This window comes from Vibrio neptunius, from assembly GCA_019339365.1.
Taxonomy (GTDB): domain Bacteria; phylum Pseudomonadota; class Gammaproteobacteria; order Enterobacterales; family Vibrionaceae; genus Vibrio; species Vibrio neptunius.
This window is the reverse complement of record CP079859.1, coordinates 1,854,294-1,869,213: the sequence shown is the minus strand read 5'-3', so window position 1 is coordinate 1,869,213 and position 14,920 is coordinate 1,854,294. Positions and strand designations below refer to the sequence as shown.

Here is a 14,920-nt window from a genome sequence, read left to right as displayed (position 1 = left end):
CAAACTCATTAGCCCTAAGACTATGTTTGTATTTTTGGTCAACACGTAGACAGGAACGATCAGCTCTTTGGATAACCCAAGCTAAATTATAGGGTTTCCGACTCAAATCTGGCGAAGCGAGCTTCTATAAGTGAGCAGCCAGTGCGCTCCATTAAATCAGTCAGTGTTATTGTCGGGTCAGAAAGCAATATCTCTATAAGACGTTCGCTCGTGTTCTCTCGCGATACCACACTCTGATTCATATGGGCATTCAACTTATTAAGTACAAAATCGAATTCTGCAGATTGCTGAGATAAGTGATTAAACAACCCCTTTAGCGCGTCGAATTGGCCAATCAATTGCCAGTTTCTCGAACGGCGAACGCGCTTTAGATCACAACCGTGCTGTTTTACAACAATACGGAGCCGTTTGTTCGCCTCACTACCAATCCTGTGAATAAGCGAAGGGAGGGAGATAACAAGGTTTTCTGATGACATTGTAGAGCTCAGCTAACGAACAACAAGAACAGTTTACCTCACAACCTAGCTCATGCCGAGGCTTTACTGGCTCCAGAGCTGACATTAAACAACGAAAAGAACTCTTTTCCACACAGAGGTTGAGAAAAAAGGTAGCCCTGATATTCATCGCAGTTTTCCTGACGTAGAACCTCTAACTACTGTTCGTCTTCGACACCCTCAGCAACGACCTTGATGTTCAAGCTGTGCCCCATCTGGACAATTGTCCCAAGTAACATACGATCTGCCTCATGAATCGCGCATTCATCGCCAAATTGCCTACCTTTGATATAACAAACCTCCCCAATGGGAGGTTTAATATCAATCCAGTCTTGTTACAAGCCTAACTCGTCCGTTAGTGCCTTCATTTGTTTGAGATCCATCTGATGCACTCTTATCATTTGATTGACCTGACTTAAGCGAGAACTTGCCTCATCTTGCTTATCGCAAGAATCAGACTTCACGTCCCATGAAGTCCCTGCCAGATACAAATCACAATCACTTTTCAGTTTTTTTACTTTGGGCTCGAGATTCTCACGCTCTTTTTCCAAGGCCTCCAGTTCTTGCTTCACTTTAAGCTCTTGTTGAAACAGTTCTCGTGATCGCTCAAACATCGTAGCTTGCATATCAGCCTGTCGATTCAGCTGATTATTTTCTTGGGTCGCTTGCGCAATTTGCTGCTTCTGCTGATTCAATTGTTCTTCGAGAGACAGGTTCACCTTTTCTAATTCAGAAACCTCCGAGCGTAGCGCTGCCAATGCATTTTCGTGCTCTTTCTGCTGCTCATCAATGGCTTGTTGAAGCTTATTGGCGATTTCATCATCAACTTTCGCCACTTTATCTTCGACTTCGACAACCAGCTGTTTTTTGTCTTCGACAAGCAACTGATACTTGGCTTCCAATCCATCATAAGCAGCTTGCCATTTTCCGGCTGTAGCGACGGAGCCCACCAACCCACCTAACGCGAGCCCTAAGACACCAGCAATAACGATGTACAAATAGCTGCGTTTATCTCTTTCTTCGATAACCACCACATCATCATTGTTATCAATTTCAGACTCGCTGTTCACTTTGTTGCTCCTACTGATTTAGCGTATGAGTTCGGTCACCACCAAAGTGGCGGTGTAAATTATAAAGCCTGATATCAAAGTAATGACGACATATTTTTGCAGTTTTTCGTTAGTTCGATACCGGATCAGAACAAATGCCAACGCCACTAAAAAAACAATCGCAATCAATCTTGTCATACCACCTCCTAGTTAGCCTCTTCGCGAACCTCAATGGCTTGTTAACTTATTCATTTATACCACCTTTTGAGAACATTGGGTCAGAGTTAAGTTTGTTTTACACTCGTTAGGTTTAATTATATACATGCCAACCCCTGCTGCATCCATTTCCATGTGGTTTAATCGTTACAAAACGCGACCTTTGCCAAACAAGGTTAGTATTTTATCTCTTTTGCAGAATTATGTTTGGGCTTGCTTCGGATTTGAGGTATAAGGAGCTAACTCGAAAACCTGAGGCAAAATAATGAAACCATTTAAGTTAGACAATAAGAAGCGTCGCATCCAAAAGAAACTCTTTGTGGGCGAATTCGCGATGCTTGGATTCGAAGTCAGCTGTGAAACAACGATCACTGACTTTGATAATTACGACGCGTTTGTTGACGAGTTCATCGATTTCATTGATGCACTCGGGCTCAGCTTTGGCGGCGGCGGTCTTGAGTTATTCGAAGGCTTTATCTGTCATTCAGAAAGGTACCAAAGTGTAACAGAAGAGCAACAAGCAAAAGTTGCGAAATGGTTGGATGCGCGTGCTGATGTGAAATCAGTACAGGTGAGCGAGCTGGTGGACGCGAACTACTTCTAAGCTTTGCAATAGCGCCCTACTCAGGGCGCTATAAGTATATTGAATCTATTTCACTTCCAAACCTAGGTTATATTGCGCCAAGCATCTGGTCACATAACTCACTTTCAACAATGCAGCTATTACGATGGTGCTGATATGCGCTGCGATTTGAGCATTCAGGCTGAAGGAGTGAGCGTATGGATAAGAAATCAGCACGCTGACCACCAGTGCGAGAAAAGTGACGACCAGTCCAATATTTGAAACAGTCAAAAGTGTTTTGAATGTGGTGCGAGTTGGTTGAGCAAACATAGAGACCTCACTAGATTATTTTGTTTTCTCTCTACTTTGCATTCTTCTTGCCAACTTTATAAAACTATAAAAATCAATAAACAAGGAATAAATCATCAAAAAAAGAGTCTAAAAGACACCAAAATATTAGTGTCATAATGACACGAAAGTGTTGATTTACTTAAATCCAACTAAAACCCTCCACATATTTAACCTAACAGGTTAAAATTATTCTAAATATCAATAATTTCATAATATTAAAATTACACATATATCAATTAGTATAAATACTCAAAACACTATTGATATGATGATTGTTTTATATGTAAGATAACTTCTTCAGAGCAGCGATCATCAACTTTTCCATCTGTTCTGATGCTCATCGAGAACTTAAGTTAGTTTGTAGTCAACTTGTTGTAAGTCTTATTCCACCATGAATTATTACTTCATTAGTGAGGAGAGACCTCCATGCGATATTTAGCAATTCTCGCGACCCTACTCTCATTAGGTACAAATGCATCACCTAGCTTTCCTGATTTATCCGACTATCAAAAAATCGACAAAGTGTCAGGAACAACTTCGCTGTCTCGTAACGTCGGCGTCATCGGGAATCAAATTATTTTCAAAGATTTGGATGTTTGGAAGTTTGGTCCAAAGCTTCCGGTTACCGGCAGTGGACACACTGATAAGTACGTCTACAATACAGACCGTTTTATAGCTATCGGCTCCAACTCAGAACGTAAAGTCTTTTTGTTCGAACGCGAGAGCGCATTTAAACCAAACTGGACCTTATCTACTACAATCGAGTTGCCGGACGATGTTGATCCGCAGTTGTCTCAATTTGGCGAGTCTGTTTATCTTGATGATCAGCTACTCACCATTTCTGATCCCATGCAAAGAAGTGTTTATGTTTACCTCAGAAGCTCTGGTGAATGGCAACTGGTCGACAAACTAGACGTCAATAGTTTACCTGCTCCCGCTTTTCACTCATTAGGGTTTACTGTTCGTCGTTATGCTAACGAATTGTACGTTAGTGAGTCTTCTGCTGAGCGTATTTTTGTTTTCCGAAGTCAAGACCTCAGTACCTGGCAACTAAGTGATGTCATTGAGTCACCCGACAAAACCCCTACACAGTCTAGTCAGTTTGGCTTCGCATTTGATGTAAATAAACACTTTTTAGTCGTAAGTAGTTACGCAACCTCTTACGTCCACGTCTTCATGAGACGTTTTACCCACGAGCCTTGGAATCTTCAGCAAACCATAAAACAAGCAGATATCGATGCAGAAACAGGGTATTTTGGCCACGATGTGGAATTAGATCGTACGACCTTTATGATTGGTGATGACGCACTTGGCAAAGTCTATCGTTTCGATATCCAGAAAGGCACAAACCTAGCGTGGCAACTGGCTGAAGTCTTTCAGACCGGAGAAGGGAGCAGTCGCTATGGATCTAGCTTTGGGTTTGAGTCGGGCACATTGTTGGTTGGAGATAATAGCAACTCACATCTGTTTACCCGACCAACTCCGAAGGTGAACATCGAAGGTTATGTGTATTCTCACGATGGTATTCCTCTAAAAGACGCAGAAATCAGAGGTTACCTCTCCAGCGTTAAAACGGACGTCGATGGTGCTTATACCCTCCCTGTCCAAAGTGGTTGGAGCGGAAGCCTTTACGCTGAGAAATCAGCGGGAACAGTTTATCTCAGCCAAACCGTTGAAGTCAGCAAAGCATATCGAGATGTTGTAATCGAAGATTTGACTATCTCAGAACCGATAATGTTTTCTACTTTTATCGCCCTTTCGGGTAACTGTCGCGATAATGAAATGTACATAGAAGAGATTCCTAGAGGAGATCAAGACAATATCCGTAGCCGTTTTATTAAATTTGCCCTTCTTTATGGTAGTAGCGGCACGTTAACGCCGATTTCTGCATTGTGTGACGTGACTCCAGCGAAGATTGAGTATGACTTCGTGGATGAAAGCGTTGTTTTTAGCGTCAACACTCAAAACAAACAATAAGCCTTAACTAAGAGCCTTTGGATTAGTCCAGGGCTCATTCACTCCCTCCCAATAACAATCATTCTTCTCATTTTGTTATTCATGCAAAAAACTGATTGAATTACACATAAATAATGATAGAGTTCACACGTTGGTAGCAACCAGTGCTATCAACCAACTTTTGCTCACTTTACGAGCAATCGTTCCAATGAAGACTGCAGGAGAGTGGTTATTTACCAAATTTTAACATTTGGACAAAATAACCTACCGAAGAAGTAAATCTTTCAGGTGCTGTGAAAACAGCGAGGACTGTAGTTGGAGGAACCTCTGGAGAGAACCGTTAAATCGGTCGCCGAAGGAGCAAGCTTCATACTATTAATGTGTGTAGTGAAACTCTCAGGCAAAAGGACAGAGGAGTGAAAAGAACAACCTAGCTATGATCGCTTTTCTGCCTGTAGCGTTTGTTGAGACTTGTCGTCTCTACCCTTTCACTCTTCTCCTTAGTAATGCTTTATCAATTAAGGGAAATCATGGATAACCTTCAATCTTTACTTAAAACTATCGACAGCTTTGTCTGGGGTCCACCACTACTTATCCTGTTAGTGGGAACCGGTGTCTACTTTACTTTTCGCTTAGGCTTACTTCAGTTTCGACACCTACCAACTGCACTGAAAATGGTTTTCAGCAAAGATGATTCCAAAAAACCAGGTGATGTTTCAAGCTTCGCCGCTCTTTGTACCGCGCTTTCTGCCACCATTGGTACAGGTAACATTGTTGGTGTCGCAACCGCAATAAAACTCGGTGGCCCAGGTGCACTGTTCTGGATGTGGCTTGCCGCTCTGTTCGGAATGGCGACCAAATACGCGGAATGCTTATTGGCGGTTAAATACCGTAAAGTCGATGACAAAGGCCAGATGATTGGCGGGCCAATGTACTACCTTCAATATGGGGTGGGTTCTCGTACGCTCGCTTCGCTCTTCGCTTTCTTCGCTTTGGGTGTCGCCTGCTTCGGTATTGGTACCTTTCCTCAGGTTAACGCGATTCTCGACGCTAGCGAGATCTCTTTTGGCATGCCGCGAGAAGCATCCGCAGTGGTACTGACGCTACTAGTGGCGTTTGTCACGCTGGGTGGTATTCAGTCGATTGCTAAAGTCGCAGGAAAAGTCGTTCCAACGATGGCGCTATTCTACGTGCTGGCTTGTCTGAGCGTGATTGTCATCAACAGCAATCAGCTGCTAGGCGCCATCGAGCTGGTTCTTGTGTCTGCATTCACGCAAACCGCTGCAACAGGTGGCTTCCTTGGTGCGAGCATCATGCTAGCCATCCAGTCGGGTATTGCTCGTGGTGTGTTCTCTAACGAGTCTGGTCTTGGCAGTGCCCCCATGGCAGCAGCAGCTGCGAAAACCGATTCGTGTGTGAGACAAGGTCTGATTTCGATGACAGGTACCTTCTTCGATACCATCATCATTTGTACCATGACAGGTCTTGCACTGATCCTGACTGGTGCATGGCAAAGTGACTTTGCCGGTGCTGCGATGACGACTCACGCTTTCGCCGTTGGCCTGAATGCTGAGACACTTGGCCCTATTCTGGTCTCTGTTGGTTTGATCTTCTTCGCCTTCACAACCATTCTGGGTTGGAACTACTATGGTGAGCGTTGTGTCGTATTCTTGTTCGGCACCAAAGCCGTTCTGCCATACAAGGTTATCTTCCTTGCTTTGGTAGCCTCAGGCGCTTTCCTACACCTAGATATGATTTGGATTATCGCCGATATCGTTAACGGCTTGATGGCGGTACCTAACCTGATCGGTTTGATCTTGCTCCGTCATGTTGTGATTGAAGAAACGAAAGCGTATTTCTCAGCCGCGGTCGATAACGTAAAGCAGCCTCAGATGCAGAGCTAACCAATTAAAAAACGGCGGCTTAAGCCGCCGTTTTTTATTCTTCCACCATCAATTTCAAACCTAAGCCAACCAGAACCACTCCCGTAGTTGCTTCCATCCGGCGCATAAACTTAGGGCTTTTCAGCAAGTTCTTCGCTGAGTTCAAAGTGCCCGCCAAGCCACATTGCCAGATCATGGCAATCACAAAATGGATAGCCGCCATCAAGCTGGACTGCAAAAATGCCGAACCCTCTGGATTAATAAACTGAGGCAAGAATGCAAGATAGAAAACCGCTGTTTTTGGATTGAGAATATTTGACAAAAAACCTTCTCGAAGAGAGCGTTTTATGTCCAGATTATGCGTATGAGACTCCATATTCGACAGAGTTATATCCCCTTTCCAGACCTCTCTTAACGTTGTCGCTCCCAGCCAGATTAGATAAGCGGCACCAGCCATCTTGGCGGCATTAAACACCTCTGCCGACTGCGCCAAAATAGCCGAAATACCCACTGCTGAAAACGTCGCGTGGACAAACAGGCCTAAACAAATACCGAGACTCGTCGCTACGCCATCTTTCACTCCACCTCGGGAAGAATTGCGCAGCACCAGTGCTGTGTCCAGCCCCGGTGTTAGCGTTAGAATGGTAATGGCGATCAGAAACGCGTCCATATTGTTAATCACATCTTCTCCTTTCTATACCGCTTCTCGAATTCATTTGGTAACCCTCTTCTTATCATTAAAACATCTTTGAATAAACCACGAGGCGGAATTCTTCTTCTCCATGTCAATAATATTTAAATCACTAAATACTCCAATTAGTGTGATTTAAGAGAAGTTCATTGCCATCAACATAACCGGATAGTACTTGGTCTGGCTACGTGAGATTGATACACTTTCCTTCTGTTAAATAGTCACGGAAGGCGACCTATGAGCGCATTCGAAAAACTTAAAGCACATTCTAAAAAAATCTCTCATTTCAGCCATCTTGCTTCTATTTGTGGTTGGGACCAAGCTGCGGTAATGCCTAGCGGTGGTAACCAAGCTCGCTCTGAAGCGATGGCGGAACTCTCAGTTCATATTCATGGTCTTCATACTCAGCCTCAACTGGCAGATTGGTTCGCAGAAGCGGAAGGCGAATCACTCAGTACCGATGACAAGGCGACACTTCGCGAATTGAAACGCCAGTGGCAGCAAGCCAATCTTCTCCCAGAAGAATTGGTGCAAGCTAAATCTCTCGCAGGTTCCAAATGTGAACATGCATGGCGTACACAGCGTGGTGACAATGACTGGGTTGGGTTCGAGAAGAACTGGGCTGAGGTAGTAAAACTTTCTCAGGAAGAAGCGCAAATCCGAGCAGAAGCAAACGGACTCACTCCATACGATGCCATGCTGGATATCTACGAGCCCGGCACCAGCTCCGCTTCCCTAGACACCTTGTTTAGCAATGTGAAAAGCTGGTTGCCAGAACTTATCGATGAAGTGATGGAAAAGCAGTCTTCTGAGCAGTTTATTTTACCAGAAGGTCAATTCGCGACGGAGAAGCAGAAAGCACTTGGTCTCGAAGTGATGAAGCTACTGCAGTTCGATTTTGAGCATGGACGTCTGGATGAAAGTGTGCACCCCTTCTGTGGCGGTGTACCATCGGACGTACGAATTACGACTCGCTACGATGAAAACGAGTTCGTTCAGTCGCTGATGGGGATTGTGCACGAAACGGGTCATGCTCGTTATGAACAAGGGCTACCAAAATCTCTTGCTGGATTACCTTCTGGTGAAGCTCGCTCTATGGGTATTCACGAGTCACAATCGCTATTTTTTGAAATGCAGGTCGGACGTAGCGATGCCTTTATCGCGCATCTGGCAGGTTTTGCGGCCAAGCATTTCGGTGGTCATAACCCAGCGCTATTCTCGCAGGAAAATTTCCACAAACTCTACACCCGCGTGAAAAAAGACTTCATTCGTGTTGATGCCGACGAGCTTACCTACCCTGCTCACGTTATTCTGCGCTACGAGATTGAGCGCGACCTGATCAACGGTAAGATCAAACATACTGACGTCCCTGAATTGTGGAATGAAAAAATGCAGGCTTACCTTGGATTGTCGACCAAAGACAACTTCAAGAACGGCTGTATGCAAGACATCCACTGGACCGACGGCGCATTCGGCTACTTCCCATCTTACACATTAGGTGCCATGTACGCCGCGCAGTTTATGGCTGCGATGAAGCAAACTGTCGATGTTGATGCAGCCATTCAAGCTGGCGATTTAACGCCAATCTTTAGCTGGCTATCAGACAATGTCTGGAGCAAGGGAAGTTTACTCACAACAGATGAGTTGGTGAAACAAGCAACAGGTGACACACTCAACGCGCAATTCTTTAAAGATCATCTAAAGAATCGTTACTTAGGCTAAACCCAAAGGCTGGTGAATTCACCAGCCTTTTTCATTTCTCAACCTGCCAAAAATCTGAAATCCCAGCCACACCGTGCGCTCCATAGCGTTGGGCATGTTCTACATTATGTTTACTTTGTCCGCCGAGGGCAAAGGTTCGCATGTTCGCCAATTTGGATAGCTCCGCAAAGCGCGGCCAACCCATCGGAGTGGCATCAGGATGAGAATTCGTCGCTTCCACTGGCGAAATAGTAATGAAGTCACACCCCGCTTGATTCGCCAGCTCAATCTCCTGCTCATTGTGGCACGATGCCGCCAGATATTGCGCGCCGCTGTGACGAACCGACTGAATCAAAGCCTTATCTGAGAGGTCTTTCGAGGTAAGGTGAACGCCTTGAAAAGGCGCTAAGTCCGTGCCGTCGTAGGAAGCAGAATTGACCAAAACAATCCCTTTCACGGAGGAGCCAATTACTTGCTTTAGAGACGATAAACTGTATGACTTTGCTCTTAACTGACACACACTATCAGCCCCCAGCAAAGCGAGTAATTGCGCTAACTCATCCAAGCTTTTGTCCTTGTTGGTAATGGCGTACTTTGTGGGTAAAAACATTGGTACTCTTTTCTCTTACAACCCCTGTGATAAACAGCTGAAATCTTACTACTTGCTGGCTTTGGTTTCACCTCCATCTGTCAATCACGATCATAACGATGTTGCTGCAACGCCACCGACTTCCCTACTCGTTAAACCACTTAGAGGAAAAATCAGCCATGGTTTGAACATCGCTAACCTTACTTTTCATCCACAGGCTGCCTTTAAGTGCTTATATGCTCGTTATTTATTGGTTAATAATCAAGTGGTCGTACCTCTAACATCAAAGTTTCACTCAAACTCCGAAGATCATCTCCCCGAGATGTATTAGTATCTAGGTACATCCTCCAGCCTCACTTGAAGCTGATTCCCAGATGGCCAATGCGTTCTATATCGTTAAGTGGAGGTTCCTATGCAATTCAAACTACTTAAGCGTCTCATCAAAAACAAAATCTTTGGTAATACTTCTGACACGACTCGTGGCGTTCAGATAGCCCAAATGGCCGATGCTCGCATGGGCGCGATGTATATGCTTGCCAGTACTGAAATTACTAAGGTGGCAAAGATTTCAAACGCACATTTTTTTAGTGCTTTTGTAGTCGGGACCGAGCCTTTCAGTGACTTTAAACAAGCAGCCGTAGGGTTACTCAGTAACACAGAAACCATGGCTAAACTGAAAAACAGCAAAGCTGCGAAGAAGATTTCGAAGGCCGCTTCTAAAGTCGCGAAAGTGACCACTTCGATGAAAAATGGTATCAAAGACCTACTGTCTGATTTTTTCCGCACTTTACTCGATAAAGTACGCCATGTTTACGGTGATTTGCTCCATGGCCTTGAATGGCTAGCCGAAGTGGGGAGTTGGTTGATCAGCAAGTTTACCGGCACATTTGCCGACCTGATTCCCGGTTGGGGTCACGTAAGAAGTGCTTCTTCTCTTTACTCTGCAGTCAAAAAATCTGTCCTAAAGTCTAAAGATCTCATTACTCAGATTTATAAAGGTCGTGGTGTCGAACTACTGGGGGGCCACCCAAGCATTATATCCAAAGCTTTGGCTCGCCACTCTGCTACTGGCGCTCTCGGTGGCATCAAAAGTGTTGCGCTTAGCGTCGCTGGAATCGCGGGAGCAACTGCCGTAGGCATTGGCTCTATCATCAGTCTTATCATCTCTGTATTGGAACGCATCATTAAATTGGTCGATTTCTTTGTTCAGCGCGCCCTACTTGACAAAGTACTCAAAAGAGCCAAAAGAGAATGGCACAACCGCACCGCTAACGGCAGCTTGGTCAGTGATCACAAGAGGTTTTCTGAGTGGTTTCAGAACGCGGTTGTCACTACCCCGATTGTCGCTGCACTGGTTATGGGCAGCGGTTTTGTCGGTCACCCGATGAAGTTTGCGCAGTTGCTTACGCCCAAGTTGGATGCAGTGTCCCAAGGCGAGTTCGATAAAGCGGTGGTTTACATCGACAAACTTAAGGCACTCTCAACCAATTACGTTCAGGAATATGTGGGCAGCTACAAAATTGATTTCTCCAGCACCGATGGCGTGGTTAACGCTCGACTCAATGAACTCAAAAAGGGTAAAGGCATATTGGATGGACACGAATTCGCAGTGAAACCCGCCGCGGTAAAACCAGCAGTCGCCTCCCGCAGTTCATTGGCGAAAAGCAATCTCTCACTCTCACAACTTGCGTCTTTACATGGCATGCCACCATTGGATGTGTGATTGAATGAAAAAGCCAGCGATTGTGAAATGATCCCGTGTTGGACATTTCGGTTAAGCGACTAGAAAGGCCTGATTTCGATATTCCGTTAGAGTTAGGCCTTTTAGTTTCACCTCGATACGTTTCGTATTGTAGCACTCGATGTACTCGTCAATATGTTCGAACAAACCATCGGCACCTTCACAGTGCGGAATATGGTACATGTCTGTTTTCAGCAAGATGAAGAAGTTCTCCACTACTACGTTATCTAAATAGTTCGCTTTTAGCGACATACTTTGCGTTAGTCCAACGTCAGTAAGCGTTTTCTGATATTTTCTATGCCTATATTGCCATACTTGGTCACTATGCACGACGGGTTAAGGTCGCTGCACCGCAAGCGCAGGCATTTCATGATTTATGCGTCGAGTACTAAAAGTATCAAATGAATAGAAGTCTGTATTGACTGAATAGACAAAGTCATATTGAAGAGGTGGTTCTGTGACTACATGATATTCAATCAGAAGGTGCACACCATGTTTGTCCGCTTTGTTCACGGTTTCTCAGTTGTGATCAAAAACCGGGAATGTGATGATTTGACATACGCTGCCCTTAACCTGTGTTGTCCGTTGACAATATTCAGGCAGGAGAAAGTGTTAACATTGTCGTAGACCAAATTAACACCCACAACATCAAATTGTCCAAACTGACGATACCAGTCAACGGACTGCATGAACGGTCAACTAAGCATCGAAAAATCTATTGTAAAACACAGTATCTACTGGCAACGTTACTTCATCCAGTTTACTTTCAGGGCATGTATGGACACATTATTTCAGCCATTGAGTTTCTCACTATCCATTACCGGTCCAATTTGCCTTATGCTGTTATTGGGGGTGTTTTTCAAGCGTATTGGGTTGATAAACGACAATTTCATTGAGGTGGCTTCAAAACTGGTTTTTCAGGTTACACTACCAACTATGTTGTTTCTGAGCATTGTGGTATCTGAACACGATTTCTCCGCAGCCAGCCGCTTTCTTGGATTTGCCACGTTTGCGAGCATTGCCTTTTTTGTCTTTACTACAGTCTCTGTCGCACTGTTATTCAAGTCTTCTCCAGACAAGGGCGTCATCACACAAGGCGGCTATCGCGCCAACACTGGTATCATTGGCATTGCTTACGTGGCGAATGCGTTTGGAGAACAAGGGATCGCGCTCGCTGCCCTGTATGTCGCCATCACCACTTTCATTTACAACGTTCAGGCGGTTATCTGCCTCTCCCCCAAAGGGGGAACCTCCCCCGCCAAAGCCGCTAAAGTGATGCTGAGAACGTTAACCAAGAATCCACTGATCATCGCCATTGTCTCTGGCGTGGTTTTCTATCTGCTTTCTATACCTGTCCCAACGGTCGCTGTTGATGCGGGTAATTACCTAGCGAAGATGACCCTACCACTGGCTTTGTTGTGCACCGGCGGCTCGCTGGATTTGAGTAAAATGAGAAAAGAAAAAGGGCCGGCATGGTTTGCCAGTAGCTACAAGCTGGTACTGGCTCCTTTGCTGATCACCAGCGCCGCCTATTGGTGCGGGTTTAGAGGAGTAGAGCTTGCGATCTTGTTTTTTATGAATGCCTCGCCCGTGGCAGCGGCAAGCTATGTCATGACCCGTTCAATGGGCGGAAATTCGGTACTGGCCGCCAATATTATTGCCATGACGACGGTTGTTTCAGCCCTCACCTGTACCGCAGGCATAACCCTACTCGTTTACACCGGGCTGATTTAAGTCCTTGATATCAGGCTGAGAAAAATGAAGTTCAACACGTCGACCTGACTCTGTTGCGCTATTGTCATAGTACCAACTGTACTGTTTGATCAATCGCTCGGTGAGCTCAAGACCTAGACCAAACCCCAGCGCTTTCTCTCCGTCACCTTGGGAAACGTTGTGATTGGTAATAACCAGTCGACTTCCAGACTGCTCGATAATCACTTCCCCCTGATAAGTATGCTGAAACGCATTGCGAACCAAATTAGTTATGATGATTCGACACAGACTATGCGGTAAGGAGTGCTGCGTAGTATCTACTTTGATACTCACTTTGACCTCTTTTCCTTGCAACAAGTATTCGAGTTCATGATCGATCTGAGTAATGAGATCACCAATCACGAGCTCACTGAATGGCAGTGTCTTGTCTTCTTGTCGGTTGAGCCACAATAGAGTTTCAGTTAGATCTGTCATTGTGTAACCTGCCCGCTCAATACGCTCCAAGACTTCAAGCTGCTTGTCCTCATCCAACTTCTTGAGGATCATCTTTTTCAGTAGCTCTGAATTGGCACGAGTAACCGCTATCGGCGTTCTTAATTCATGACTGGCATAACCCAAAAAGCGCTGCTCTCGTTCAAGGCCTTCCTGTACAGAGCTGAGACTGGATTTAATGATTTCTGCTAGTGTGTTGAGCTCACTGTAGTCAAACCCCGGAATTGGCTGGCTGAGCTTTTCTTTGTCCAGAGATTTTGCCCAGTCTTTAAGTTCTTCAACAGGAGTCGAGACACTACGAATAAAAGCGACAAGTATCAAAGAAAACGCCAAGATTGCAGCGATAGCAACAAAAACGATGTAGATAAACTGGGGCATTTCACCCGGAGAAAATTCATTATCAAGAAACAACACTGACGCGTATCTGACGTCTCCTTTGTGCTCCATTTTCATTGCGAAATAGCCCGCTTTAGGCGGTTCAATAAGAGGAATTCCGACGACGTTTTTGAGGACTTCATTAAGGACCAGTTCGTTTTGGTTCAGGTTGTCTTGAATTGGCTGTGGTAAGTCTTGCCATCGTCTCGCAACCGTGAGGTCATTGATTTTCACAGGCGTGTTATCCGTCAATTCAACTTGATACGCCTGCGTTCGCATGAACCCTGTCATAGCCATATCCAAACCTGAAAAGAAGTAACTTACCGCAACACCAGACATCGCGATAATCGTCAACGACCCTGTAAGTAGCATGGCAAACAAAAAATAAAGCTTCAGGCTACGTCTTATTTTCATTGAGAAGTCTCTTGTTTCAATGCAAAGCCACGTCCCGTGATCGTATGAATCAATTTGGTTTCAAAACGGCTATCCACTGCTTTTCTCAGATTAAACATGTGCACCTTTTAGGCTATTACTGTCTGGTTGTTCATCTCCCCAGACACTCTGCATCAATTTTTCACGAGAGACGGTATTAGGGCTCGCCCTGACCAAAGTTTCTAGTAACTTGAATCCGATTGGCGAGAGCTTTAAGGCCTCATTAGATCGGGTTGCGTTCTGAGTTTTCAGGTCAACTTCGAGATCGGAAACAGAGAGCTTAGTAACTTGCCCGCTGCGACGGCGAGACAAAACCTGCGCACGAATAATCAGCTCTTCCATAGCAAAAGGTTTGACTAAATAATCATCTGCTCCTTTCGAAAAGCCCGTTAGCTTGTCATCAAGGGTATCTTTTGCCGTCAACATTAGAACAGGCACGTCAACCCCTTTCTCTCTGAGCCTTGCACACACTTCCAGACCGTTCATTTTTGGCAAATTCAAGTCTAGAATCACGGTGTCGTAATGGCCTTGTTGAATCAAGTTGAATCCGGACAAGCCATTTGCAGCGTGGTCACATTGAATGTCTTCCAGAGCGAGGTAGTCAACGATCGCCTTAGCTAAATCCAGATCATCTTCGACCAGTAACAGCTGCAAGTTTTCCATGACTACCTCTTA

At 45.0% G+C, this 14,920-nt stretch carries 15 protein-coding genes, 1 pseudogene and 1 riboswitch; of the genes and pseudogenes, 7 read left to right on the top strand and 9 right to left on the bottom strand.

Features of this window, described 5'->3' with window-relative positions; all coding sequences use genetic code 11:
- Window positions 1-86: 86 nt before the first annotated feature.
- The 3 genes from KW548_08905 to KW548_08895 form a co-directional block, all read right to left on the bottom strand.
- Window positions 87-476, bottom strand: a complete 390-nt coding sequence (locus KW548_08905) for a ribosome recycling factor family protein (GenBank protein ID QXX05383.1) — start codon at window positions 474-476, stop codon at window positions 87-89.
- A 353-nt stretch (window positions 477-829) separates the two neighbouring features.
- Window positions 830-1,564, bottom strand: a complete 735-nt coding sequence (locus tag KW548_08900) for a chromosome partitioning protein ParA (GenBank protein QXX05382.1) — start codon at window positions 1,562-1,564, stop codon at window positions 830-832.
- 18 nt (window positions 1,565-1,582) lie between these two features.
- Window positions 1,583-1,741: a hypothetical protein gene (locus KW548_08895; GenBank protein QXX05381.1), complete on the bottom strand. Its 159-nt coding sequence runs from the start codon at window positions 1,739-1,741 to the stop codon at window positions 1,583-1,585.
- 283 nt (window positions 1,742-2,024) lie between these two features.
- Here KW548_08895 and KW548_08890 point away from each other — a divergent pair, with 283 nt between their 5' ends.
- On the top strand, window positions 2,025-2,363 hold the full coding sequence (locus KW548_08890; GenBank protein ID QXX05380.1) for a YggL family protein: 339 nt from the start codon (window positions 2,025-2,027) through the stop codon (window positions 2,361-2,363).
- Between the two features lie 45 nt (window positions 2,364-2,408).
- On the opposite strand, the gene KW548_08885 is transcribed toward KW548_08890, so the two are convergent.
- Complete coding sequence (locus tag KW548_08885; protein QXX05379.1) at window positions 2,409-2,651, bottom strand: hypothetical protein; 243 nt, start codon at window positions 2,649-2,651, stop codon at window positions 2,409-2,411.
- Between the two features lie 447 nt (window positions 2,652-3,098).
- Between KW548_08885 and KW548_08880 the strand changes: the two genes are divergently transcribed.
- Window positions 3,099-4,649 (top strand): hypothetical protein, encoded by a 1,551-nt coding sequence (locus KW548_08880; protein ID QXX05378.1) that lies wholly within the window; start codon window positions 3,099-3,101, stop codon window positions 4,647-4,649.
- Between the two features lie 296 nt (window positions 4,650-4,945).
- Window positions 4,946-5,050: riboswitch (glycine riboswitch) on the top strand.
- Between the two features lie 108 nt (window positions 5,051-5,158).
- Entirely contained in the window at window positions 5,159-6,532 is a 1,374-nt protein-coding gene (locus KW548_08875; protein ID QXX05377.1) for a sodium:alanine symporter family protein, read from the top strand.
- A gap of 34 nt (window positions 6,533-6,566) precedes the next feature.
- Here KW548_08875 and KW548_08870 read toward each other — a convergent pair whose 3' ends face one another.
- Window positions 6,567-7,181: a LysE family translocator gene (locus KW548_08870; protein ID QXX08020.1), complete on the bottom strand. Its 615-nt coding sequence runs from the start codon at window positions 7,179-7,181 to the stop codon at window positions 6,567-6,569.
- Window positions 7,182-7,439: 258 nt separating this feature from the next.
- Here KW548_08870 and KW548_08865 point away from each other — a divergent pair, with 258 nt between their 5' ends.
- Entirely contained in the window at window positions 7,440-8,924 is a 1,485-nt protein-coding gene (locus KW548_08865) for a carboxypeptidase M32 (protein ID QXX05376.1), read from the top strand.
- A gap of 31 nt (window positions 8,925-8,955) precedes the next feature.
- On the opposite strand, the gene KW548_08860 is transcribed toward KW548_08865, so the two are convergent.
- Window positions 8,956-9,513 (bottom strand): thiamine phosphate synthase, encoded by a 558-nt coding sequence (locus tag KW548_08860; GenBank protein QXX05375.1) that lies wholly within the window; start codon window positions 9,511-9,513, stop codon window positions 8,956-8,958.
- Here KW548_08860 and KW548_08855 point away from each other — a divergent pair.
- Both KW548_08855 and KW548_08850 read left to right on the top strand, forming a co-directional pair.
- Window positions 9,500-9,823, top strand: coding sequence for a hypothetical protein (locus tag KW548_08855; protein QXX05374.1), 324 nt, complete (start codon window positions 9,500-9,502; stop codon window positions 9,821-9,823). The genes KW548_08860 and KW548_08855 overlap by 14 nt on opposite strands.
- Before the next feature lie 81 nt (window positions 9,824-9,904).
- Entirely contained in the window at window positions 9,905-11,215 is a 1,311-nt protein-coding gene (locus tag KW548_08850; protein ID QXX05373.1) for a hypothetical protein, read from the top strand.
- 51 nt (window positions 11,216-11,266) lie between these two features.
- Here KW548_08850 and KW548_08845 read toward each other — a convergent pair whose 3' ends face one another.
- On the bottom strand, window positions 11,267-11,485 hold the full coding sequence (locus KW548_08845; protein ID QXX05372.1) for an integrase core domain-containing protein: 219 nt from the start codon (window positions 11,483-11,485) through the stop codon (window positions 11,267-11,269).
- Between the two features lie 525 nt (window positions 11,486-12,010).
- Between KW548_08845 and KW548_08840 the strand changes: the two genes are divergently transcribed.
- Window positions 12,011-12,967, top strand: coding sequence for an AEC family transporter (locus tag KW548_08840; GenBank protein ID QXX08019.1), 957 nt, complete (start codon window positions 12,011-12,013; stop codon window positions 12,965-12,967).
- Here KW548_08840 and KW548_08835 read toward each other — a convergent pair.
- Entirely contained in the window at window positions 12,941-14,227 is a 1,287-nt protein-coding gene (locus KW548_08835) for a HAMP domain-containing histidine kinase (protein QXX05371.1), read from the bottom strand. The two genes, KW548_08840 and KW548_08835, sit on opposite strands and share 27 nt — an antisense overlap.
- Window positions 14,224-14,908, bottom strand: a pseudogene (locus KW548_08830) (response regulator transcription factor). The gene KW548_08835 and the pseudogene KW548_08830 overlap by 4 nt, the downstream one beginning before the upstream one ends.
- Between the last annotated feature and the right edge of the window lie 12 nt (window positions 14,909-14,920).

Coding starts and splice junctions, on each gene's coding strand:
- KW548_08840 (QXX08019.1), top strand. CDS start 12,011: ATGGACACATTATTTCAGCCATTGAGTTTCTCACTATCCATTACCGGT.
- KW548_08870 (QXX08020.1), bottom strand. CDS start 7,181: ATGGACGCGTTTCTGATCGCCATTACCATTCTAACGCTAACACCGGGG.
- KW548_08880 (QXX05378.1), top strand. CDS start 3,099: ATGCGATATTTAGCAATTCTCGCGACCCTACTCTCATTAGGTACAAAT.
- KW548_08885 (QXX05379.1), bottom strand. CDS start 2,651: ATGTTTGCTCAACCAACTCGCACCACATTCAAAACACTTTTGACTGTT.
- KW548_08860 (QXX05375.1), bottom strand. CDS start 9,513: ATGTTTTTACCCACAAAGTACGCCATTACCAACAAGGACAAAAGCTTG.
- KW548_08835 (QXX05371.1), bottom strand. CDS start 14,227: ATGAAAATAAGACGTAGCCTGAAGCTTTATTTTTTGTTTGCCATGCTA.
- KW548_08905 (QXX05383.1), bottom strand. CDS start 476: ATGTCATCAGAAAACCTTGTTATCTCCCTCCCTTCGCTTATTCACAGG.
- KW548_08875 (QXX05377.1), top strand. CDS start 5,159: ATGGATAACCTTCAATCTTTACTTAAAACTATCGACAGCTTTGTCTGG.
- KW548_08865 (QXX05376.1), top strand. CDS start 7,440: ATGAGCGCATTCGAAAAACTTAAAGCACATTCTAAAAAAATCTCTCAT.
- KW548_08895 (QXX05381.1), bottom strand. CDS start 1,741: ATGACAAGATTGATTGCGATTGTTTTTTTAGTGGCGTTGGCATTTGTT.
- KW548_08845 (QXX05372.1), bottom strand. CDS start 11,485: ATGTCGCTAAAAGCGAACTATTTAGATAACGTAGTAGTGGAGAACTTC.
- KW548_08850 (QXX05373.1), top strand. CDS start 9,905: ATGCAATTCAAACTACTTAAGCGTCTCATCAAAAACAAAATCTTTGGT.
- KW548_08890 (QXX05380.1), top strand. CDS start 2,025: ATGAAACCATTTAAGTTAGACAATAAGAAGCGTCGCATCCAAAAGAAA.